Here is a 21,069-nt window from a genome sequence, read left to right as displayed (position 1 = left end):
CCGGGCCTGCATGCGGGCGTCGGTCGCGCTGGAGATCTCCGTCATCCCGGCCCGACAGTCGGGGGCGGGTACGCCGACTGTCCCGGCGCCGGGCCGGGACCCGGGCGGGGCGCTGCGTGGGGCTGGCTGCGGACGACGGTCCGCCGTTCCGGCTCGGTGGTGGCCGAAGGCCGCCCGGGCGACGGGCTCGGCGGGGTGCCCGGGGGGCCTGCCGGTTGGCGCCGCTCGGGGCTCGCGGGTGAGGGGGCCGGAGCGTGTGGCGGGGTGGTGTGCGCAGGAAGCCGGTGGGGCGACTTCCTGCGCGGGGGAGGGTCAGGCGGCGCGGCCGCGCCAGCGGCGGTAGGCGGGTTCGAGGCCGGAGAGGATGGTGTCGAAGCACCGGCTGCTGGTCGTGGAGTCCACCTGGAGCCGGCTGATCTGGAGGGGGTGGGAGGGCAGCCGGGGGCCGAGGCGGTGGTCGGAGAGGAAGCCGAGCCGGTAGCCCAGCTCCTGAAGGACGGTTTCGGCCCGGACGTCGTGGCCGCCGTCCGGGTAGGCGAACGCGATCGGGGGCTCGCCGAGCCAGCGGGTGAGGGCTTCGTGGGCGCCGGTGATCTCGGCCCGGACGGTGGCGTCGTCGCAGCGGCCCAGGCACGGGTGCCCCTGGGTGTGGTTGCCGATGGCGACGCCGCCCTCGCGGAGCGCGAGCAGGTCGGCGGGGGTGAGCTGTTCCTGGCCGGGCGGGCGCCGGTCGGCGCTGACCCGCAGTTCCTGGAGGCTGCGCCGGCGGTCCGGGTCGGGCATCGCCTTGAGCCGGCGGAGCAGCTGGGAGGGATGGCCGCAGTCGAGCGAGCGGGCGCGGCCGCCGTGCCGGGCGAGGAAGTCGGCCTCGTGCCACCAGAACGGCTTCTCGGTGCCGATCAGCTCGGAGATGACGAAGGCGGCGGCGGGGATGCCGCGTTCGATCAGCGCGGGCAGCGCATGGGTGAGCACGCTGCGGTCGGCGTCGTCGAAGGTCACCAGCACGCTGCGGGCGGGCAGCGGGCGCCGTTCGGCGACGGCCTGCTGCACGGCGGCCAGCGAGACGGGGGTCGCGAGTCTTCGCAGCCGGTCCAGCTGGGCGCCGAAGGAGCGCGGGTCGGTGACCCCGTGGTAGGCGAGCACGGCGAGGCGCTGCGCCGCCCGGGCGCGGAAGAGCGGCTGGACGGGGGCGAACCGCAGCCACTCGCCGCGCGCGTCGGCGCGGTGGCCGGCGCGGCGGTCGGCCCGCTCGGGCTCGGCCGGCCGGCGGACCGGCCGGGGGCAGGTCAGGGGGACGGCGGAGCGTAGCGCGCGGCCGCCGGCCGGGTGCACGCCGGGCGGGAGTACGGCGGGCTGGAGGCCGGTCGGCGGGGTGACGGCCGGCGGGGTGACGACCGGCTGCCCGTCGGTCGTCACGGTGCCCGGCCCGGGCGGTCCGGCCGGGCGGGGCGGCACGGGCGGGGCGGCGGTGGTGGGTGGCGGCCGCAGGTCCGACAGGGCGGTCACCACGGCCCTGGTCCGGGCCGTGGGGCTGGAGGTCGATGTCGTGGAATGGGACTGCGGCACGGTTCCCCCTCGGTCGCCGATGCGGCGTGGCGGTACCGCCGGAGGACGGAGCCCGGCCTCCGACTCCAGGGCACGGCGGCTCCGCCCCCTGGGTATGTCCGGTCCACGGCGGGGACTCCCAACCCGCACCGCGGACGGCTCCTGGATCGCTCAATGTAATGGAGACAGCTACGCCCCGTTGATGGTTGTACGGGACCGGCAAGGTTTTTTCGCAGATCGGGAACAATTCCGGGACGAGCCCGGAACGGCTTCGGGACGGCATGGCGACACCTTTCCGAACATCCGCCGACGCCCGTCGGCGGCCTTCACCGAGGGTGTCCGCCCGATCGCGTCCCGCATGCTGCCGGGGCGGCGGCTCCGGGGTACCTTGGGCTCATGGCAGATGCGGAACGTGATCACTTCCACCCGCACGGAGCGACCCGGCTGGCCCGGTACTGTCACGGCGGTCCGCTGGTCACACACCAGGTGCCGCTCGCGCTGGTGGGCCTGGCCTGCCTCGCGCTGGGGATCGTGGTGGCGGTCGTGGTTCCGGACAGTGACGGTCCGGCCTGGGCGATGGCGGTGGCGGGCTGCCTGGCGGCCGGCGTGCTGCTGCTCGGGCGGATCGGCTTCGCGCTGTTCCGCCGCCGCCGCGCGGCGGCCTGAGCGCGGACCGCCGCGGCGGATCCCGGGGCAAACCGGCAAACCGACAAACCGGCAAACCGGGAAGTCGCTCGAACGCCGATCGCCCGATCGCGTTCATCCGGTCGGGTCGGCGGGTAATCGGCCCATCCGCCAATTCCTTCTCGTTTCTTTCACAATTCCGGGGCAGCAGCCCCACATTCCCCTTCCCCTCCCGCGACGGCCGTCCGGGGCGGCGTCGACCCCGGGAGCCGTCGGGGGTCGCCCCCTCCCCAAGTCGTAGAGACCCGGCGCGAGGCGTGCGACTTGATGGCGACACGAGGTGGGACCCCAGGCCGACGCTCCGCCCCCTGTGCGCTGCGACAGTTTCAACAGCCATGCGAACAGCTGGAGTTGAACAGGACTCCGGGCGGATGAGGCGGAGGTCGGAGCGGTGGGGACGTCAAGGAGCAGGGCCGTGCGCCGGGCGGCGGTTGTGCTGGCGGGGGCGGGCCTGGTGGCCGGCGTGGTCCCGGCGGCGTACGCAGGGGGCGCCGCCGGCGCCGTCGACGCGGGTGCGGTGTCGGACTCGGCACGACGGGTCGACCGGGCGGCGCTGGACGCCGGGCTGCGGGCGGTGGTGGCGCCGGGCGGTGCGACCGCCGCGCTCGGCCGGGTGAGCGAGAACGGCCGCACCCTCTGGAGGGGCGCGGCCGGAACCGGCGACCTCGCCACCGGTGAGCCCGCCGCGGCCCGCGACCGCTTCCGGATCGGCAGCGCCACCAAGACCTTCGTGGCGACGGTCGTCCTCCAGCTCGTCGCGGAGCACCGGATCGGCCTGGACGAGCCGGTGGAGAAGTACCTGCCCGGCGTCGTGCACAACGGCGCCGCGATCAGTCTCCGCCAGTTGCTCAACCACACGGGCGGCGTCTACAACTACACCTCGGACCCGGCCTTCGCGTACGACGACGAGGCCTCGTTCCGGACCTGGCTCAGCACCGACCGCTGGAAGTCGTGGTCACCGGCGGAACTCGTCGCCGTCGCCGAGAGCCACCCGCCGTACTTCCCGCCGGGTCAGGACTGGCACTACTCCAACACCGACTACATCCTGCTCGGCATGCTCATCGAGAGGACCACCGGCCGCACCTGGCAGCAGGAGGTCGAACGACGGATCATCCGGCCCCTCGGCCTGCGGGAGACCACCATGCCGGAGAACGACCCCGCGGTGCCCGGCCACCACACCCACGGCTACGTCGCCCTGCCCGGCGGCCCGGTGGACGTCACGCTGTTCGACCCGAGCGTCGCGGGCCCGTCCGGCGCCGGCATCTCGACCACTGCCGACCTCGCCGCCTTCGTTTCGGCCCTGCTCGGCGGACGGCTCCTGGGGCCCGCCGAACTCGCCGAGATGAAGCGCACCACGGGCCTCGGGCGCGGGGCCGACTACGGCCTCGGCCTGGAGCGCACGCCCACCCCCTGCGGGAACTTCTGGGGCCACCGCGGCGACAGCATCGGCTACAGCAGCATCATGCTCAGCGACGACACCGGGACGCGCCAGGTCGTGCTCGTCCGCAATCCGTACGACTCCGCCGGGCGGCACGCCTCCGAGGCCGCCTTCACCGCCCTGGTGACGGCCGCGGCCTGCGCGGGCCGGACCGCCCCGTAGGACTTCGACCGCCCCGTCGGGGCTCGACCGCCCGGCGGGTGACGGCCCGTCCGGGCGGGCCGTCGTGGGCGTCGCGGCGCCGTCCTGCCATGACGCCGCGGCGCCGTGCTGCCGGCGGACGGCGCCGGTCGGCGACGCCCCCGCCGGATAGGGTGCGGGCCATGGCCATTCCCGAGTTCCTCGCCGACCTCCGCGCCGTGGTCGGATCCCGCATGCTCTGGCTCAGCGCCGTCGTGGCGGTCGTCCTGGACGACGACGGCCGGGTGCTGCTCGTGCAGCGCGCCGACGACGGCAGCTGGACGCCGCCCGGCGGCATCCTCGACCCGGGCGAGCAGCCCGCCGACGGCGCGGTCCGCGAGTGCCTGGAGGAGAGCGGTGTCGTGGCCGTCCCGGACCGGCTGGTGGCGGTCACCGTCTCGCCGGAGGTCACCTATCCCAACGGCGACATGACGCAGTACCTGGAGCTGATCTTCCGCTGCCGCCCGGTGGGCGGCGAGGTGCGGGTGGACGAGGACGAGACGCTCGCGGTCGGCTGGTACGCGCTGGACGCGCTGCCGCCGATGGCGGAGAAGGAACTCGCCTGGATCCAGCGCGCGGTGGCCGGTCACGCCGAGGCCGGTTTCGAGTGGAACGGCGCGCCGCGCCCCTGACGGCGGGCCCCGGCGCAGGTTCCCGCAGCGGCGCCGGCCGGACGTCCGGGACCGGCGCGCGGGTGCGGGTGCCGAAGGCCGGCCTCCCCGGTGATCAGTCGGGTGGGAACCGCAGCGTCGGCACGCCCGGCAGGGCCGGGTGGCGAGCCCTCCGGCACCTCCGGGGCGCCGCCAGCGTCGGCGTGGTCACCGGCCGGCGGGTCGGCTCCGACGAGTCCGGCCCTGACGAGTCCGGCTCCGCCGGTGACGACCGCGCGCATGGCCGAGGTTCCCCCCTCATGACCGGCCGGCCCCGCGGCCGGCCCGGTGCCGATGGTAGCCGTGCGGTCACCCGCTGTGGAACCGATCCCGCAGAACGGCAGGAAGCGGTCACCGGCGGTCCCGGCGGGTCGAGGCGGCCCCCGGACGGGGGATCAGCCCTTGGGCTGGCGGTACGCCTCCTCGGCGGCGTCCAGCACCGCCGCGAGGTCGCCGCCGGCCGTGGCGGTGGCGACCGCAGCCACCGCGCCCTCGACGAACGGTGCGTTGGCGAACCGGACCGGGAACGGCAGGCCGTGCTCGTCGGCGTCGGCGAGCAGGGCCCGGACGGTGGTCACCGCGCCGCCGAGGTCGGCCAGCACGACCACCCCGTGGCCCTGGTCGACCCGCCGGGTGGCGGCGGCGACCAGCACGGCGCTGATGCCGGGGCCGGACACCAGGTCGCCGCCGGTCGCGGCCACCGGTGCGGCGGAGTCGTCACCGGTCAGCGCGAGGGCCAGGGCGCGGACGGCGGTGGCGAGTTCCTGGCTGTGCGAGACGAGGACGACGCCGACCCGGCCGTGCCCGGGCGGGCGGCCCGGGGTGGGCCGGGGCAGCGGGGCCGGGGCGGGCGGGGTGCGGGGCGCCGGGGGGTGGGCCGAGGGGGCCTCGGAGATGGGGATGACATCGGCGCGGGTGCCGTCCCGGCGGCTCATCGGCTGCTCCTCGGGGCGCTCGGTGGGGGCGGGGTGGGGGCGGGAAGGGACTCGGTGGGGCCCGGTGGGGGCTCCCCACACTCTGGCAGTTCGCCCGCCGCCCGCCGCGCGGGACACGCGCCCGGCGGGGGCGGGCCGGGGCCGCTGACGGGCCGTCGGACGCGGCCGGGGGAGTCCTCCCGATCCCGCTGACCGGGGCCGTGCGGGTGACTAGGCTGGGGCCGTTCAGGCCGTCGGGAGGAGAGACCAGCAGTGACAGCCAACAGCGGGACCGGGGTGGAGCCGGTCGAGGCGGGGCCGGCGGAGCTCGGCGCGAACGGCAAGCCGAAGGTGGACTTCACCGGGGCGACCTGGCTGTGCAGCAGCCAGGGCGTCGGCGACGTGCAGATCGCGTTCGTCGACGGCTACATCGGCATGCGGGACGGTCGTCAGGAGGACGGCCCGGTGCTGGTGTTCACGCCCGGGGAGTGGCGGGCCTTCGTGCTCGGCGCGCGGGACGGCGAGTTCGACCTCACCTGACCGGATCCGGCCGGACGTCCCGCACGGGGCGCCCGGCCGGGCCCGAAGGTCTCCGGTGGTCATCGTTCCGATCACATTTGAACGTGCCCCGTCATAATTTCTGTTGACTGCTGGACAAACGCAGCTCAGAGTATGAGCACAGGCAGACGCCGTGCCCACCGCCCCCACGCGGCCAGACACGGCGCCTGCTGTGCAACCCGGCAGTGCTGCCGAGTCTCCTCCCAGTCATCCCCTGCGCACCGGGGGTGCGTCGGCCGGTCCCGGCCCCACGGAGGGGCCGGCAGTCGCCGGGAGGATGGCGCCGGACCCGAGAGCGACTCGGGAGGTGGCGCCGGTGCCCGGGACCCGCACGCCCCCACGCGGCGGCGTCCCGAGCAGATCCGCGGGAGCGACGGGCCGGGGCCCCGCGGACCTTGCTTGTGGTGCATGGAACTGTTGGCTTGTGTGCTGTGCGGTGTGCGACGTCGAAGCTGGGTGCTCGGCGGATCGGCACGACGGTATGCACAGTGAGGGAAACGCGTGTAGGGCCGCGTTTGCGACATGCCGTCCCCCCGAAGGGTGAAACCCAGAACGGCTGTCGTGCTGAACCGAACGTAGCCCGGACGGTTGCTCAGAGTCAACATTGGTCTCTGAGCGTGGATCTCCGTCCGGCGCCCCACCCACCCCGCGAGCGGGGTCTGCCGGGCACGTACGATGTTCCCATGTCTTTTCTCCGCCGTCGCTCCGGTCAGCCCACCGGCCCGGACTTCGACGTGCTCGCCATGGACCCGGGCGACTGGCCCGGCGACTTCGGTGCGGCCATGATGACCGGCCCGGACGGCTCCTGCCAGGGGATTTTCCTGCGCTACGACCTGTTCGGCGGCAGAGGCCCGGCGATGTTCATCGGCAACCTCCCCGAGGGTTCGCCGGCCCGGGAGACCGGCGACAGCGTGCCCTTCGAGGTGCGCCAGCTGCTCGCCGCCCTGGGGGACGAGGAACCGGTCGAGTTCGTCTCGGCGGAGGACTTCCCGGTCATGCTCGGGGACGACCTGCTGATCGTGAAGAAGGTCAAGGTCAGCGAGGGCCGGGTCTTCTGTGCCCAGTTCGGCCGGAGTGACGGCGTGCAGGTCACCATCGCCTCCTGGGACCGACCGATTTCGGACGACCTCTACCAGTTGCTCAAACCGCTGCCCGCGGACATGTTCCAGCAGGGCTGACCGGACGCCGCGACCGTGCCCCGGAGGGCAGGGTTCCGCTTCCCGTTCCGGTCCTCGCGGCGCTTGCGTCACCCCGCTCGTTCCGGGCCTCGGGCACTGCTTGACGGCCTCGATCACGGCTTCGTAAAGTCGCGGACATGCCGTGCCGTCTCCCGCTGCTGACCCGTCGCAGCTACCTCGACCTGCGGCGCACCGCCAGCGCGGTGTGTCCGGGTCACTGAGGGGGATTCGTCCCCGAGGCGGCGGGCGGCCGGCCGAGCGGCCGGCGCCGGTCCGGGGGCGGGTGTCCGCCGAGCCCGGGTTCCGGGGGCGGGTGTTCCACCGACCTCCGGGGTCGCCTGCCCGTCCCGCGCGCCCGTCCCGGCGTGCCGAGGAGCCAGAGCCCACGCTGCCGCCCGGAGGCACCTGCCCCATGAGCATCATCACTGCCGACCATTCGCCCGCCGCCCCGTCCCCCGTCGAGGCCGCCCTCGCCGGGCTGCCCCGGGTCGTCGACCTGCTGGCCGCCCGGGCCGAGGAGCACGACCGCGACGCGACCTTCCCCTACCAGGGCATCGAGGCCGTCCACGACGCCGGACTGCTCACCCTGACCGTCGACCGGCGGTACGGCGGCCCCGGCGGAACGCTCGCCGACACCGTCCAGGTACTGGCCCAACTCGGGCGCGGGGACGCCTCGGTGGCCGTGGTCACCGCGTTCACCCTGCTCCAGCACGCCGAGCAGGCGCGGACGGCGAACTGGCCGACCGCCGGCTACCGGCGGCTGCTCACCGAGTCCCGGCGCGGGCCGGCCCTGGTCAACACCCTGCACGCGGAACCCGGCGGCCGCAGCGGCGAGCCGCCGGCCACGCTGGCCCGCTGGGACGGCACCGGCTGGCGGCTCACCGGCCGCAAGACCTACTGCACCGGCGCCGAGGCGCTCGCCTGGATGGCGGTGACCGCCCGCACCGACGAACCGGAGCCCCGGAGCGGGACGTTCCTGGTGCGCGGCGAGAGCGAGGGCCTGGAGGTCGACCCGACCTGGGACCAGCTCGGCCTGCGGGCCAGCGCCAGCCACGACGTGGTGCTGGACGAGGTGCGGGTGCCCGCCGAACTCGCGCTCGGCCTGAACCCGCCGAAGGGCGGCGGCGGAAAGGGCGCGTCCGGTGCGGCCGCGCGCCCCGGTTCCGCCACCGCGCCGGCCGCCGGGGCCGTCCCGGCGGCCGAACTGGCCCGGGCCTGGCACGATCTGGCGCTCTCCGCGGTGGCCGTCGGGGTGGCCCGCTCGGCCCAGGATTGGCTGGTCCGGTTCCTGCACCAGCGAACTCCGGCCAATCTCACCGAGCCGCTCGGCAGCCTGCCCCGCTACCGCGGCGCGCTGGGCGAGATCGAGGCCCAGCTGATCGGTGCCGAGGAGCTCGTCCACGGCCTGGCCCCCCGGGTGGACCGGGCCGAGCCGGACGCGGTCGCCCGCACCGGACCGGCCCACCTGCTGGCCACCCGGGCCGCGATCGCCGCCGTCCAGCAGGCCGTTTCGCTCACCGGCAACCCGGGACTGAGCCGCCGTCACCCGCTGGAGCGCTACCTGCGGGACGTGCTCAGCAGCCGGGTCCACCTGGCTTCTGACGAGGCCGTCCTGGAGGCCGCGGGCCGGGCCGCCCTGGAGCGGGGCACCCGGCCCTGACCGGGTGCCGGCGGCCGGGCGGCCTCATCGCGTCCCGACGGCGGCCCGGACCGCGCGGCGGGCCAGCGCGGCGTCGTCGTAGAGCCGGCGGATCATGATCCGCTGCTCCTCGCCGGCGCCCGGCACGTCGTACAGGCGGATCTCCCGCATCAGCACCAGCACCAGGTTCACCAGGAACGCGTCCCGGGCCAGGGTGCCGCCGCTCTGGGCGAGTTGGCTGATCTGCCGACGGGCCGCGGTGTCCCCGGACAGCACGCTCCAGAGCACCGCCAGGTCGTAGCCGGGCAGGTACCAGCCGGCCTGCTCCCAGTCGACCAGCACCGGACCGGACGGCGCCAGCAGCATGTTGCTGAGCAGCGCGTCGCCGTGGCAGAGCTGGAGCGGGGCGTGCCCGAGGCCGTGCAGCAGACCGCGCAGGTCCCCGGCGTCCCGGTCGGTGAGCTGGCCCACCGAGTGGTAGCGGGCGATCTCCAACGGGTAGTCCAGCCGGGGCTGGAACACGTCGGTCGGCGGCCGCCACAGGTTGAGCGTGCGCACCGCGGTCAGCAGCGCCCGCACCTCGCCCGGGGTGGGCGCGTTGGCCGGGTGGCGCTCCCGGGCGGCCGGCCGGCCGGGGACGCGCTCCATGACCAGCACGCAGCGGTCGTGGTCGGCCGCCACCAGCCGGGGCAGCCGTACCGGCGGGCGGTGCCGGACGAAGGCCCGGTAGACCGCGACCTCGTGGTGGAAGTCGGCCACCAGCTGGTCGAAGTACTCGCTGCGCACCGCTTGCGGGGCCAGGCACTTGGCGACCACCGGGGCCCGGCCGATGGTGCCCGCCACCAGGATGTGGCGGCTCCCCTCGCGCAGTACCTGGCGCGGGGTGAACGCGGGACATATCCGCGAGACGCCGGCGAGCGCGGCCCGCACGGACGGCGTCTGCAGCGCCGAGGGGTCGATCCGCTCCTGCGCCGCGGGCTGGCCCGGCCGCGTCGGCGGACGCAGCAGCCGGCCGTCGCCGGGACGGGCGGCGGGGATCCGGGTTCCGGGGGTCCACGGGCCGGCCGGGGCGGCGGTCTCGGGCGAGCGGAGCCCCAGCGCGGTCCGCGCGGCCGGGCCCCGCGGGTCCACGGGCCGGCCGTCGACGGCACCGCGGGGGGCGGCCGGCCGGGACGGCGGCGGGACCTGCTTCGGGCCGGGACGGCCGGCGGCTGCGGTGGGCGGGCGCAGCGCGGTCCGGGGCGCGGTCGGCGTCGGGGAGGTCGCTGAGGAGTACATGGGGTGAGGGAAGTCCCTTCCTGGTCCGTCTCGGAGGCCCGCGGGGGCGGGAGGGCCGGTGCCGCCGGGTTCCTGGTCCGGCGGCCGGCCCTGGTGCGGTCCGGTGGGTGGTGCGCGGGCGCCGGGCACGGACGCCGGGGCCGGAACCCCGTGCTGCGGCGGTGGACCGGCCTTCCGCACCCTGGGGAATGCGGATGGCCGGTTCTGCCGTGGCCGTGCCCGGCGCCCCCGCGCCACCCGGCCGCGCCACCCCCTCGGGTGAGGACCGGGAGCGCCCCGCGACCCGCACGGGGGAACCCCCGAACCGGCCTGGGACGCCGCCCGACCCGGGGGCGAGGTGGCGCACCTCTACATGACACCCGCAGGACGGTGGTTGGTAATGTGGCGGACCCTGGCGAAGCCTGGCGAATGCTCGCCCGGCACATGACGGAAGCTCTAGCCTCGGATCAGCCGAGGAACCTGGGGGCTTCACGTGAGCAGGGGACCCAACACCCGACTCGCCGATCTGTTCGTCCTGACCGGATGGTCGAAGGGCGAGCTCGCGCGGCTGGTCAACAGGCGTGGTGCCGCGATGGGACAGCAGCAGCTGTCCACCGACACCTCGCGGGTGCGGCGGTGGATCGAGCAGGGGGAGATCCCGCGCGATCCGGTGCCGAGGGTACTGGCAGCCGTGTTCACGGAGCGGCTCGGCCGTGTCGTCACCACTGAGGACCTCGGTCTGGAACGACACCGGCCCACCAGGACCGGAGCGGCGCAGTCCGCCACCTCGTCGCCGTGGGAGCCGGATCGGACGGCCGCGGTCCTCACCGAGTTCACGGGAATGGACCTCATGCTGAACCGACGTGGATTGATGGGCGCGGGTGCCGCGCTCACCGCCGGGGCGGTCATCGCCGACTCGCTGAAGGGCTGGCTGGGCGGGGACGCGGTCGCGTACGCGGCCTCGGCGCCCGGCCCGCGCCGGGTGGTCACCCAGGGCGGTGTCCGGCCGGTGGTGGACCAGTACGACGCGGGCCCGGTGGGGCCCGACGAGGTGGAGGCGCTGGAGCACTCGGTGCAGGTGTTCCGGGCCTGGGACGCGGCCCGCGGCGGCGGCCTGCAGCGGAAGGCGGTGGTCGGTCAACTCAACGAGGTGGGCGGGCTGCTGACGCACCGCCACGGTGGCTCCGTGGAGCAGCGGTTGTGGCTGGTCGCGGCCAACCTCGCGGTGCTGGCGGGCTGGATGTCGCACGACGTGGGGCTGGAGCCGACCGCGCAGAAGTACTTCATGCTGGCGGCCGAGTCGGCGAAGGAGGCCGGGGACCGGCCGCGTGCCGGGGAGGCGATCTCCCGGGCGGCGCGCCAGATGGTGCACCTCGGGCGGGCCGACGACGCGATCGACCTGATGGCCGCCGCGCGGGCGAGCGGCGGCCGGATGCTGCCGAGGACGCAGGCGATGCTGAACACCGTCGAGGCGTGGGCGTTCGCGTCGATCGGGCAGTCGCAGACGACCTGGCGGCTGCTGGGGGAGGCGGAGGACCTCTTCGCGGAGGACCCGGACGGGCCGCCGCCGTCCTGGATGCAGGTGTTCGACGAGGCGGAGCTGCGCGGGATGCAGGCGCTGGTGCTGCGCACGCTCGCCGAGCACGACCTGTCGGCCGCCGGGCAGGCCCGCCGGCACGCCGAGCGGGTGATCGAGCTGCGGGAGGGGACCGGTCAGCTGCGCTCGGCGCTGTTCGACCGGATCACGCTGGCCTCGGTGCACTGGCTCACCGGGGAGCCGGACGCGGCGGACACCCAGGTCAAGCTGGTGCTGAACCTGATCGGCCAGAACTCCTCGCACCGGACGTGGGACCGGCTGCGGGAGATGTACCGGCTGACCGCGCGCTACCGGGGGGTTCCGGTGGTGGACGAGTTGCGGGACGAGCTGGGCCGGGAGCTGAGGACAGTGGGGGCGAAGTACCGGCCGCAGCCCGTCTGAGGCGTCGGAGTCGGCGTCCGGGGCGTCCGGCAGCCGTCCGCTAGTCGGGGTCCGCCGGGCGCAGCAGCATGCGCAGGGCGGTGACGGTGCCGTCGGTGCCCAGGACGGGTTCGCCGGCGCATTCCACCGTGCCGTGTCCGCCGCCAGGGTGGCGGACACGGAGGGTGCCGACGGCGTACCGGCCGTGCACCAGCGCGTCGGTCATCATCCGGCGCAGCTGCGGCCGGTCCGCCTCGGCCAGCCGGTCGGGCAGCCGGTCGAGGCTGAGCGGGCCGTGGCCGGGGTCGCAGCCGAGCAGCGGGTAGGCCTCGGCGGACCAGCGCACGTCGTCGGTGCGCAGATCCCATTCGGCCGCGGCGACCGTGTCGCGGCCGGGCGTCGGTGTCATGGGCATGGCAGGTCCACTCGTCCGTTCGCGGCGGTCGGTCGGCGGGTGTGGGAACGACTGTCGCACAGCGGTCCGACAGCCGTCCGCGATTTGGACAGAACGCCGACAAAGGGCCCCCGGCATATGCCAGTGCGCACAAAGCGTCCGTCGCCCTGTGTGCGACGGGCTGTCCGAGGCGGTAACCTTCGGTGATTCCGGCGCCCGGGCGCCCGCGCAGTACCGACCAGAGACCCCGGCGACGGAAATCCCGTTGCCACTACGACCGCCGCAACGGATGCTGACCTCATGTTCGAGCCAGTGATAGCACCCAGTGCCAGCCTCCTCGGCCTCCTGCAGCGAGGTCGCGGTGACGGGCAGCTCCATGCGCTGGCCGCCGACCGCACCGAGGCCATCACCGCGTTGGAGGAGTGCGTCACCAGGGATCCGCGAGCCGACTGGCAGGTCGAGAACCGCTCCCTCTACTACGCGCGCCTCTACATGGAGCTGGAGGCGTCGCTGGACGGCATCGAGGACCACCTCCACTCCCCGGAGGACCTCCTCGACGAGGACGAGGCCCGCACCGGCCTCGCGCTCTCCGTCCTCGGCCACCTCGCCGCGTACGGCCGCCGGGACGCCCTCCTCATGCTCCGCGAGTACGCCGCCACCGGCACCAACTGGGCCTGGGCGCTGGACGAGCTCGCGCTGCGCGACGACGACCGCGGCCTGCTGCTGCTCGGCACCGCCGTGCTGGACCGCTTCCCGCCGGGCCCCGAGGGCGACGCCGAGCTGCGCGAGACCATCCGCGGCGCCTACGAGCCCCGGCCCTGGCGGCTCTGGGCCGCCTACCACCCGAGAGTCGCGGCGGCGAGCGAGCAGTCCCCCTTCGACCTGTGGCAGCGCCAGCTGAACCGCAGCGGCGTCACCCCCGGCTGGTCCACCGCCGACGTCCTGGCCTGGGCCGATCAGGGCGACCTCGGCGGCCTCGGCGCCGGGGCCTTCGCCGGCGGCCCGGTCCGCCCGGAGGCCTCCTGCGACAACGGCTCACCGGCCCGCCCCGACGGGGTGGACCGCCGCGCCGCCGCGGCCGCCCGCTGCCTGGCCGCCGTGGTGCGCGCCGAGGACCGCTGCGCCGTCCTGGAGGCCGCCCGCACCGGCCTGCCGGGCGCCCGCCGGGCCGCCCTGCGCTACCTCGTCGACCAGCGCGACCCGGCCGCGGCCGGCCTGATCGAGCTGGCCGCCGCCGACGTGGACGACCGGATGGTCCGGTTCGCCCTGGAACTGCTCGGCCGGATGCGCGGCCCGGAGGCGCTGGCCCAGGCCCGCCGCTGGGCCGATCCGGCCACCGGCGGCGCCGACAGCGCCCTCGGCGAGGCCGCCGTCCGGCTGCTGGCCGACGCCGGGGAGCCGGCCGACGGCCCGCTGGTGGTGGCCGGGCTGCGCCGCTGGGTCTCGCTGCACGGGGTGTCCGGGGCCGACGCCGGGCTCGGGACGCTGGTCGACGGCGCGGGGCGGCTGGCCGCCGCCGGTGCCGTCCCGGTCCTGCGCCACATCTACGGGGAGGCCGTCTCCTCGGAACTGCGCGGCCGCGCCGCCCGGGCGCTCGCCGCGACCGACGTGCACTTCCCCGAGGGGCCCGCCGTCGAGTGCCTCTGGGACTGCGAGGAATCGACCAGGGAGCTCGCCGCGAGGCACGTCGCCACCACCGGTGACGCCCGTGTGCTGGAGCGCCTGCGCCGCCTCGCCGCCGATCCGGCCGAGGAGGCCGAGGTCCACGCCGCCGTCCGGGGCCGGCTGACCGCCGCCCGGGAGCGCCGCCGCTGAGGGTTCGCGGCCGCCGAGGTTCGCGGCCGCCTTCGAGGACGACGAAGCGGGCCGGTCCACCCCCGGGGGTGGACCGGCCCGCTTCGCTGTGGAACGCCGTTCTCGTTCGCCGCTACTTGGCGACCACGCCGGCGTCCGGCGCCAGGGTGCCGACCGAGACCAGGACGATGATCAGGATGCCGAGCGCGATGCGGTAGATCACGAACGGCATGAAGCTGTTGTTCGAGATGTACTTGAGGAACCAGGAGATCGCCGCGTACCCGACCACGAAGGCGATCGCGGTGGCCAGGAGGGTCGGCCCCCAGGCCGGCGCGGGCCCCTCGCCGATCTTGAACAGCTCCAGCACGCCGGAGGCCAGCACCGCCGGGATCGCCAGCAGGAACGAGTACCGGGCCGCCGCCTCGCGGCTGTAGCCGAGCAGCAGGCCTGCGCTGATCGTGCCGCCGGAGCGCGACACGCCCGGGATGAGCGCGAGCGCCTGGGCCATGCCGTAGCCGGCCGCGTGCGGCAGGGTCAGCTCGGTGATCGGCTTGGCGTAGCGCACGGCCCGGGTCCGGTCGGCGACCGCCAGGATCACGCCGAACAGGATCAGCGTGGTGCCGATGATCCGCAGGTCGCGCAGGTCCTGCTCGATGGTGTCCTGGAACAGCTTGCCCAGGATGCCGATCGGCAGGGTCCCCATGATCACGAACCAGCCCATCCGGGCGTCCTGGTGCGAGCGGAGCGCGGGCCGGAACAGCGAGAGCGTCCAGGTCTTCACGATCGAGGCGATGTCGCGACGGAAGTAGATCAGCACCGCGGTCTCGGTGCCGAGCTGGGTCACCGCGGTGAACGCCGCGCCCGGGTCCTTCCAGCCCATCAGGGCGGGGAAGACCCGGAGGTGGGCGCTGGAGGAGATCGGCAGGAACTCGGTGAGTCCCTGGATCAGGCCGAGGACGGCCCCGTGGAACCATTCGATCACCGGACACCCGCCCGGGGTATCCGTCGCTCGATGCGCATGAAGCGTTCCTTGTTGGTCGGTGCGGGAACGGCCCTGCGAACCGGCCGGCGCGGTCCAGTGGCGCGGCTCGATGGCAGGCGAACCACCGGTCCCGCCCGGCGCTCGGGCCGCGCGCGGGCCCGGCGTCCGCCTGATGCTACGCCGTTCAGGTGACGGCCTGTCGCGCGCCCCCACCCTCGGGGGCCGTTCCCGCGACCGCCGGCCGCGGCGGTCCCGTACCGGTCAGCCGGCCACCGGCCGGGCCCGCACCCAGATCCGGTCCTCGGTCAGGTAGGCGTCGACCGCCAGCCCGGCCTCGGCCAGCGCCTGTTCGAACTCCGCCCGGTCCATCGGGCGGGACAGGAAGGTCTGGGTCCACCGCGCGTCCGGGAACTCGTACTCGACGTGCACCCGGTTGACGCCCGCGGACACCGGCGTGGCCGACGCCACCCGCACCAGCCCGCCCTCGCCCAGCGGACGTTCGCGCGGCACGTTGGTCTGCCAGTCCTCGCCCTCGCGCTGGATCAGCACGCAGCCGTCCTCGGCGACGTGCCGGCGGCAGGCGTCCAGCAGGCCCCGGCGGACGTCCAGGCTGCCGGCGTGCACCAGGAAGGAGGCGAGCAGGACGACGTCGAAGCGCTCGCCGAGGTCGAGGTGCTCGATCGGGCTGCGCACGGTGCGCGCCCCGCGCACCCGCGCCAGCATCTCGGCGGACTCGTCCACCGCCGTCACCCGGAAGCCCAGGTCCACGAGCGGGCGGGTCATCCGGCCCACGCCGCAGCCGAGTTCGAGCAGGCTCGCACCGGGCGGCACGGCGCCGGCGATCACCTCGGGCTCGTCGTTGACCGGCAGTCGCGCGTACATGTCGACCGCGCAGCCGTCCGGGGTGATCGCGCCGGGGCCGGTGCCCCGGTACCCCTCGCGGAACTCCTCGTGTCCTTCGCGGTGTCCTTCGCCGTGTCCCTCGTCGTGTCCTTCGTCAGCCATGCGAACCATCCGAACACGGTGGGCGCGAGGTGGGAAGAGGGCGTGGGGATCCATGCTTGGCAGATACCCCAGGGGGGTATAGAGTCATCGACGAACCGGGCAGCACGACCGAGGCAACGAGCACGTGGAGGACGACATGGCACACCCCGCCCAGCACGACCACCAGCAGCACGCCGGCCACGAGCACCAGGGCCACCACGAGCACCACGGCGAGCACCGGGACCACGCCGGTCACGCGGAGCACGCCGGTCACGCGGAGCACCACGAGCAGCACGCGCACCACGGGCACGGCGGCGGGGCGGTGACCTGGGCGGCCGCGGCGCAGGCGACCCTGCACTGCCTCACCGGCTGCGCCATCGGCGAGATCCTCGGCATGGTGCTCGGCACCGCCTTCGGGCTGGGCAACGGCACCACCGTGGTGCTCTCGGTCCTGCTGGCCTTCGTCTTCGGCTACGCGCTGACCATGCGCGGCGTGCTCAAGGCCGGCCTCGACGTCCGCACCGCCGTCAAGGTCGCGCTGGCCGCCGACACCGTCTCGATCATCGTCATGGAGATCATCGACAACACCGTGATGATGACCGTGCCCGGCGCGATGGACGCGGGCCTCGCCGACATCCTGTTCTGGCTGGCGCTGGCCGGTTCGCTCGCCCTGGCCTTCGTCCTGACCGTGCCGGTCAACAAGTGGATGATCGGCAAGGGCCGCGGCCACGCCGTGGTCCACGCCTACCACCAGCACTGACCGGTCGGCCCGCGCTGCCCGCACCGGACGCCGCGGCCCGCGCCCGCTCCCTCCGCAGGGGGCCGGCGCGGGCCGCGGCGTTTCCGGCGTGCGCCCGGTGGGCGTGTGCCCGGCCGGGGGTGCCCGGGCGGTGCGCGCTCAGGCCGCGCGCGCTCAGGCCGTGCGGTCGAGCTCCGTGAGGGTGGCGCGCAGCCAGTCCCGCTCGGCGGTGGTGGTCGCACGGGCGATCAGCAGCATGCCGCGGCGGAACGGATCGGCCACCTCCTCGGCGTCCACCGGCCGGTCGCCGTCGTAGAAGAAGCTGGCCGGCTCGTCCAGGAAGGCGAGGCGGCGCCGGAGCACGGCGGCCTGCGCGGCCGGTTCGCCGTCGAGGTGACGCAGGAAGGCGAGCACGGTGAACCAGCGGTTCTCGTCGCTGACGTCCAGGTCGTCCGGGGTGCGCAGCCGGTCGAGCAGGGCGGCCCGCCCGGCGTCGGTGAGCCGCAGGGTGTGCCGGGGCGCGGCCGCCGCGCCGGGCTCGGTGGCGCGCACCAGCAGGCCGTCGGCCTCCAGCCGCTTGATCGCCGGGTAGAGCGTGCCGTCGCTGATCGGCCGCACGTGGCCGGTGAGCGCGGCGAGGTGGCGCCGCAGCTCGTAGCCGTGCAGGGGCCGGTCGTGGAGGAACCCGAGGATCGCGAGCTTCAGCATGGGGCCACTCTCTCAGATCCGGGGGCCGATATCTCGCTGTTGAGATACCTCGGAATCGAGGTATGGTCTTTCGCGGCGCCCCGGGGGCAGCCCCCGGCGCCACCCCGACGACCAGAAGAGGAGCACGACCGTGCGCGACGCCACCGTCACCCCGAACGGCGACCGGATCCGCTGGGTGGAGATCCCCGGCCGCGAGCCCGTCCGCCTCTACCTGCACGGCCTCGGCGCCAGCTCGCCGGTCTACTACGCCGCGGCCGCCGCCCACCCGCTGCTCACCGGTCACCGCTCGCTGCTGCTCGACCTGCTCGGCTTCGGCATCAGCGACCGGCCCGCCGACTTCCCCTACACCCTGGAGGCGCACGCCGACGCCGTCGCCGCGGCCGTCCGCGCGGCGGGGGCGGAGCGGGTGGAGGTGATCGGCCACAGCCTGGGCGGCGCGGTCGCGATCGCGCTGGCCCACCGGCACCCCGGGCTGGTCACCCGGCTGGTGCTGGTCGACGCCGTCATCGACCCGGTGACCCCGAGCCGGGGCCCGGGCAGCAGCGGCATCGCCACCTTCACCGAGGAGGAGTTCCTGGCCGGCGGCCGGGAGCAGGTCGAGCAGTGGGCGGGCCCGTTCTGGTGGGCCACCATGCGGCTCGCCGGTCCCGAGGCGCTCCACCGCAGCGCCGTCCACCGCTGCCGGGCGACCGTGCCGCCCCTGCGCGAGCAGCTCCACGGCCTGGACCTGCCGCGCACCTTCCTCCACCCCGGGGCCGACGGCGAACTGCCCGGCGCGGACCGGCTCCGCGCGGCGGGCGTGGTGCTGGAGGCGGTGCCGGACTGCGGGCACAACATCATGATCGACAACCCGGAGGGCTTCGCGCGGGCCGTCGCCGCCGCGCTGGCGTAGGGTCGTCCCGTGTCCGTCGTGCCGATCCGGGTCCCCGAAGCGCTGGCCGCCTCCCTCGTCGACCTCTTCGGGGCGCAGGGGCGGGCCTGGGTCCGCCGACTGCCCGCGCTGGCTTCGGAGTTGGCCGATCGGTGGGAGCTGCGGATCGACGGCGCGCCCGCGCACGGCGTGGTCGGCCTGGTGCTGCCCGTCCGGCGGGCCGACGGTACCGGCGCCGTGCTCAAGCTCCAGCCCGTGGACGAGGAGACGGCCGGCGAACCGCTCGCCCTGCGCGCCTGGGGCGGCCGGGGCGCCGTCCGGCTGCTCGACCACGACCCGGCCACCGGCTCCCTGCTGCTGGAGCGCCTCGATCCCGCGCGCTCCCTGTTCGCCGTCCCCGACCACCTCGCCGCCACCGGTGTCCTCGCCGAACTGCTGGCGGAATTGACGCAGCATCAGGCCCCGGAGGGTGTGCGGACCCTGGCGGCCGTCGCGGACGCCATGCTGGCGGAGGTCCCGCGGGCGCGCGAGCGGCTGGCCGATGAGGGGGACCGCCGGCTGCTCGCCGACCTCGCGGCCGCCCTGCGCGAGGTCCGGCCCGAACCCGGCGACCGTCTGCTCCACTGGGACCTGCACTACGGCAACGTGCTCGCCCCGCCCGCCCCCGGCGCCCGCGCCCCCTGGCTGGCCATCGACCCCAAACCCCTCGCCGGCGACCCGGGGTTCGAGCTCCTGCCGGCCCTGCAGAACCGCCGGTCCGACCTCACCGCCACCGGCGACCTCCCGCACGCCCTGCGCCGCCGCTTCGACCTGATGACCGACCGCCTCGCCCTGGACCGCGCCCGCGCCGTCCGCTGGACCCTCGCCCGGGTCCTGCAGAACGTCCTCTGGGACGTCGAGGACGGCGCGTCGGTCATCGACGGCCACCAACGGGCCGTCGCCTCGGCCCTGTCGGGGCGGTAGGCCGCCCCGGGGCCCGTGCCGGTGACCCGTTCCGGTGGCCCGCCGGACGATGCGGTGGGCACCCGGTTGCGGGGCGGCGCCGGTCCCGTGCGGGCCAGGTCCTCACGGTGCCGGCTCCGACGCCCGGGAGTGCGCCGTCCCGGAGCATGAATCCGACGCGGCGCCGGAGGGGTGCCCGCCCGGTGCGGGTTCGGGACCGCGAGCACCGCCGTGATCCGGTCACCCGTCGATCCCACGACGACGACCTCGCCGCAGACGGCCGCGGTGACGAGTCCGCCGTCCCCGGCGGGCCCGTTGATCGTCGTCGGCCGGCCGCCCACTCCACCGCGGCCCGGGACGCAGCCCGGCCCGGCGCAGCCCGACCGCGTCCGGGTCGTCGTACCTCACGTCGACCTGGGGCAGGAACGCCCGGAGCCTCCGGCCGGCCCGAATCCGCCCTCCGGTCCGCATGCCGTCGCCAGGGGTGCGGTGGAGCGGGCGGCCGGGCCGACCACTTCGTTCCGCGTTCACGATCATCTGCGGGTCACCGGTCGGGCATGCCGGGTCGGGACCGGACCGGCACGCCCGGCACGGTGCCGCGCTCCCGGACGGCCGTCACCGCCGTGGCCGGCCCGGCCGTCAGCGGGCGGCGGGGCGGCCCGGGAGGACGACGAAGCGCAGCGGCGTGCCCGGGCGGGCCTGTGCGGCGGCGGGCAGGTCGGCGGGCGGCACGACCCCGACCACCGGGTAGCCGCCGGTGGTCGGATGGTCGGCCAGGAAGACCACCGGCAGGCCGTCCGGCGGTACCTGCACGGCCCCCAGCACCATGCCCTCGCTGGGCAGTTCGCCCTCCCGGGCGCGGTCGAGCGCGGGGCCTTCGGTGCGCAGCGCGATCCGGTTGCTCGCGGCGGCGACCCGCAGGCGCGTGCGCGCGAGCCGGTCCGCCGTGTCCGGGGCGAACCAGTCGGCGCGCGGGCCGAGCCGCAGCCGCAGCACCAGCTCGGCCGGGGGAGCGGGCAGCGGGACCAGTTCGGGCGCGGGCCCGAGCGGCGGGCGCGGGCCGACCGGCAGACGGTCGCCGTCGGCCAGCGGGGCCGGACCGAGCCCGGAGAGCAGGTCGGCCGAGCGGCTGCCGAGCACGGGCGGCACGGCGATCCCGCCGGCCACCGCCAGATAGGCGCGCACCCCGGCGGCCGCGGGACCGACGTCCAGCACCGCCCCGGCGGGCACCAGCACCGGCGCGCCCCAGGCGGCGGGCCGGCCGTCCACCCGCACCGGCGACGGCGCCCCGGTCACCGCGACCAGCAGCGGCCGCAGCGCGCGCACGGCGATCCCGCCCAGCGTGGTTTCGACGGCGGCGGCGTCGGGTTCGTTGCCCACGAGCCGGTTGCCGGCTCGCAGGGCGGGTTGGTCCAGTGCGCCTGCGCGTGGCACTCCGAGATGTGCGACTCCGCGTCGTCCCAGGTCCTGCACCGTGCTCAACGGTCCGGACCGGATCACGGTCATCGCGTCAGGCATGTGGTGCCTCCGGCCGTCGGTGGGCGGGGTGGGCTGGGTGGGCGGCGTTGGTGGTGGTGTCGGGTTCGTTGCCCACGAGTCGGTTGCCGGCTTGCAGGGCGGGTTGGTCCAGTGCGCCTGCGCGTGGCACTCCGAGA

At 75.5% G+C, this 21,069-nt stretch carries 20 protein-coding genes; 11 read left to right on the top strand and 9 right to left on the bottom strand.

Annotation, left to right across the window (positions count from 1 at the left end; translation table 11 throughout):
* Window positions 1–312 precede the first annotated feature (312 nt).
* Entirely contained in the window at window positions 313–1,566 is a 1,254-nt protein-coding gene (locus ACFVVL_RS33285; RefSeq protein WP_380292167.1) for a polysaccharide deacetylase family protein, read from the bottom strand.
* A 375-nt stretch (window positions 1,567–1,941) separates the two neighbouring features.
* Here ACFVVL_RS33285 and ACFVVL_RS33280 point away from each other — a divergent pair, with 375 nt between their 5' ends.
* From ACFVVL_RS33280 to ACFVVL_RS33270, 3 genes are all read left to right on the top strand, one after another.
* A complete protein-coding gene (locus tag ACFVVL_RS33280) occupies window positions 1,942–2,211 on the top strand; it encodes a hypothetical protein (protein ID WP_380292169.1) in 270 nt (89 codons plus the stop codon).
* Window positions 2,212–2,644: 433 nt separating this feature from the next.
* The gene (locus ACFVVL_RS33275; RefSeq protein ID WP_387681889.1) at window positions 2,645–3,829 is read left to right on the top strand and encodes a serine hydrolase domain-containing protein; all 1,185 of its coding nucleotides are present in this window, start codon (window positions 2,645–2,647) and stop codon (window positions 3,827–3,829) included.
* A 161-nt stretch (window positions 3,830–3,990) separates the two neighbouring features.
* Window positions 3,991–4,479, top strand: coding sequence for an NUDIX domain-containing protein (locus ACFVVL_RS33270; protein WP_387681886.1), 489 nt, complete (start codon window positions 3,991–3,993; stop codon window positions 4,477–4,479).
* Between the two features lie 413 nt (window positions 4,480–4,892).
* Here the strand turns inward: ACFVVL_RS33270 and ACFVVL_RS33265 are convergent, their stop codons facing one another.
* Window positions 4,893–5,432, bottom strand: coding sequence for a PTS-dependent dihydroxyacetone kinase phosphotransferase subunit DhaM (locus ACFVVL_RS33265; protein WP_380292174.1), 540 nt, complete (start codon window positions 5,430–5,432; stop codon window positions 4,893–4,895).
* Between the two features lie 276 nt (window positions 5,433–5,708).
* On the opposite strand from ACFVVL_RS33265, the gene ACFVVL_RS33260 reads away from it, so the two are divergent.
* From ACFVVL_RS33260 to ACFVVL_RS33250, 3 genes are all read left to right on the top strand, one after another.
* Entirely contained in the window at window positions 5,709–5,951 is a 243-nt protein-coding gene (locus ACFVVL_RS33260) for a DUF397 domain-containing protein (RefSeq protein WP_380292213.1), read from the top strand.
* Between the two features lie 701 nt (window positions 5,952–6,652).
* The gene (locus ACFVVL_RS33255) at window positions 6,653–7,147 is read left to right on the top strand and encodes a hypothetical protein (protein WP_350554877.1); all 495 of its coding nucleotides are present in this window, start codon (window positions 6,653–6,655) and stop codon (window positions 7,145–7,147) included.
* 412 nt (window positions 7,148–7,559) lie between these two features.
* A complete protein-coding gene (locus tag ACFVVL_RS33250) occupies window positions 7,560–8,807 on the top strand; it encodes an acyl-CoA dehydrogenase family protein (RefSeq protein WP_387681882.1) in 1,248 nt (415 codons plus the stop codon).
* 24 nt (window positions 8,808–8,831) lie between these two features.
* Here the strand turns inward: ACFVVL_RS33250 and ACFVVL_RS33245 are convergent, their stop codons facing one another.
* The gene (locus ACFVVL_RS33245; RefSeq protein ID WP_387681879.1) at window positions 8,832–10,064 is read right to left on the bottom strand and encodes a phosphotransferase; all 1,233 of its coding nucleotides are present in this window, start codon (window positions 10,062–10,064) and stop codon (window positions 8,832–8,834) included.
* 472 nt (window positions 10,065–10,536) lie between these two features.
* Here ACFVVL_RS33245 and ACFVVL_RS33240 point away from each other — a divergent pair, with 472 nt between their 5' ends.
* The gene (locus ACFVVL_RS33240; protein ID WP_380292180.1) at window positions 10,537–12,021 is read left to right on the top strand and encodes a hypothetical protein; all 1,485 of its coding nucleotides are present in this window, start codon (window positions 10,537–10,539) and stop codon (window positions 12,019–12,021) included.
* Between the two features lie 40 nt (window positions 12,022–12,061).
* Here the strand turns inward: ACFVVL_RS33240 and ACFVVL_RS33235 are convergent, their stop codons facing one another.
* On the bottom strand, window positions 12,062–12,415 hold the full coding sequence (locus tag ACFVVL_RS33235; protein ID WP_380292182.1) for a PAS domain-containing protein: 354 nt from the start codon (window positions 12,413–12,415) through the stop codon (window positions 12,062–12,064).
* A 279-nt stretch (window positions 12,416–12,694) separates the two neighbouring features.
* On the opposite strand from ACFVVL_RS33235, the gene ACFVVL_RS33230 reads away from it, so the two are divergent.
* Window positions 12,695–14,209, top strand: coding sequence for a HEAT repeat domain-containing protein (locus ACFVVL_RS33230; protein ID WP_387681875.1), 1,515 nt, complete (start codon window positions 12,695–12,697; stop codon window positions 14,207–14,209).
* Window positions 14,210–14,321: 112 nt separating this feature from the next.
* Here the strand turns inward: ACFVVL_RS33230 and ACFVVL_RS33225 are convergent, their stop codons facing one another.
* Together ACFVVL_RS33225 and ACFVVL_RS33220 are read right to left on the bottom strand one after the other, a co-directional pair.
* Window positions 14,322–15,167: an undecaprenyl-diphosphate phosphatase gene (locus tag ACFVVL_RS33225; RefSeq protein WP_380292215.1), complete on the bottom strand. Its 846-nt coding sequence runs from the start codon at window positions 15,165–15,167 to the stop codon at window positions 14,322–14,324.
* A 264-nt stretch (window positions 15,168–15,431) separates the two neighbouring features.
* The gene (locus ACFVVL_RS33220) at window positions 15,432–16,175 is read right to left on the bottom strand and encodes a class I SAM-dependent methyltransferase (RefSeq protein WP_387681872.1); all 744 of its coding nucleotides are present in this window, start codon (window positions 16,173–16,175) and stop codon (window positions 15,432–15,434) included.
* A gap of 136 nt (window positions 16,176–16,311) precedes the next feature.
* Here ACFVVL_RS33220 and ACFVVL_RS33215 point away from each other — a divergent pair, with 136 nt between their 5' ends.
* A complete protein-coding gene (locus ACFVVL_RS33215) occupies window positions 16,312–16,914 on the top strand; it encodes a DUF4396 domain-containing protein (protein ID WP_387681869.1) in 603 nt (200 codons plus the stop codon).
* Window positions 16,915–17,067: 153 nt separating this feature from the next.
* Here the strand turns inward: ACFVVL_RS33215 and ACFVVL_RS33210 are convergent, their stop codons facing one another.
* Window positions 17,068–17,601: a PadR family transcriptional regulator gene (locus ACFVVL_RS33210; RefSeq protein WP_380292187.1), complete on the bottom strand. Its 534-nt coding sequence runs from the start codon at window positions 17,599–17,601 to the stop codon at window positions 17,068–17,070.
* A gap of 130 nt (window positions 17,602–17,731) precedes the next feature.
* On the opposite strand from ACFVVL_RS33210, the gene ACFVVL_RS33205 reads away from it, so the two are divergent.
* Together ACFVVL_RS33205 and ACFVVL_RS33200 are read left to right on the top strand one after the other, a co-directional pair.
* Window positions 17,732–18,493 (top strand): alpha/beta fold hydrolase, encoded by a 762-nt coding sequence (locus tag ACFVVL_RS33205; protein ID WP_387681866.1) that lies wholly within the window; start codon window positions 17,732–17,734, stop codon window positions 18,491–18,493.
* Between the two features lie 9 nt (window positions 18,494–18,502).
* Window positions 18,503–19,435, top strand: a complete 933-nt coding sequence (locus ACFVVL_RS33200) for an aminoglycoside phosphotransferase family protein (protein WP_387681863.1) — start codon at window positions 18,503–18,505, stop codon at window positions 19,433–19,435.
* A 618-nt stretch (window positions 19,436–20,053) separates the two neighbouring features.
* On the opposite strand, the gene ACFVVL_RS33195 is transcribed toward ACFVVL_RS33200, so the two are convergent.
* Together ACFVVL_RS33195 and ACFVVL_RS33190 are read right to left on the bottom strand one after the other, a co-directional pair.
* Window positions 20,054–20,932, bottom strand: coding sequence for a biotin-dependent carboxyltransferase family protein (locus ACFVVL_RS33195; protein WP_387681860.1), 879 nt, complete (start codon window positions 20,930–20,932; stop codon window positions 20,054–20,056).
* Window positions 20,925–21,062 carry a hypothetical protein gene (locus ACFVVL_RS33190; protein ID WP_387681939.1) on the bottom strand — a complete coding sequence of 46 codons (138 nt, stop codon included), beginning with the start codon at window positions 21,060–21,062 and terminating at the stop codon, window positions 20,925–20,927. The genes ACFVVL_RS33195 and ACFVVL_RS33190 overlap by 8 nt, the downstream gene beginning before the upstream one ends.
* Window positions 21,063–21,069: the final 7 nt, after the last annotated feature.

Origin of the sequence: Kitasatospora sp. NPDC058115 (genome assembly GCF_042884635.1) — a bacterium.
Taxonomy (GTDB): Bacteria; Actinomycetota; Actinomycetes; order Streptomycetales; family Streptomycetaceae; genus Kitasatospora.
This window is presented reverse-complemented; position numbering and strand designations above follow the sequence as displayed.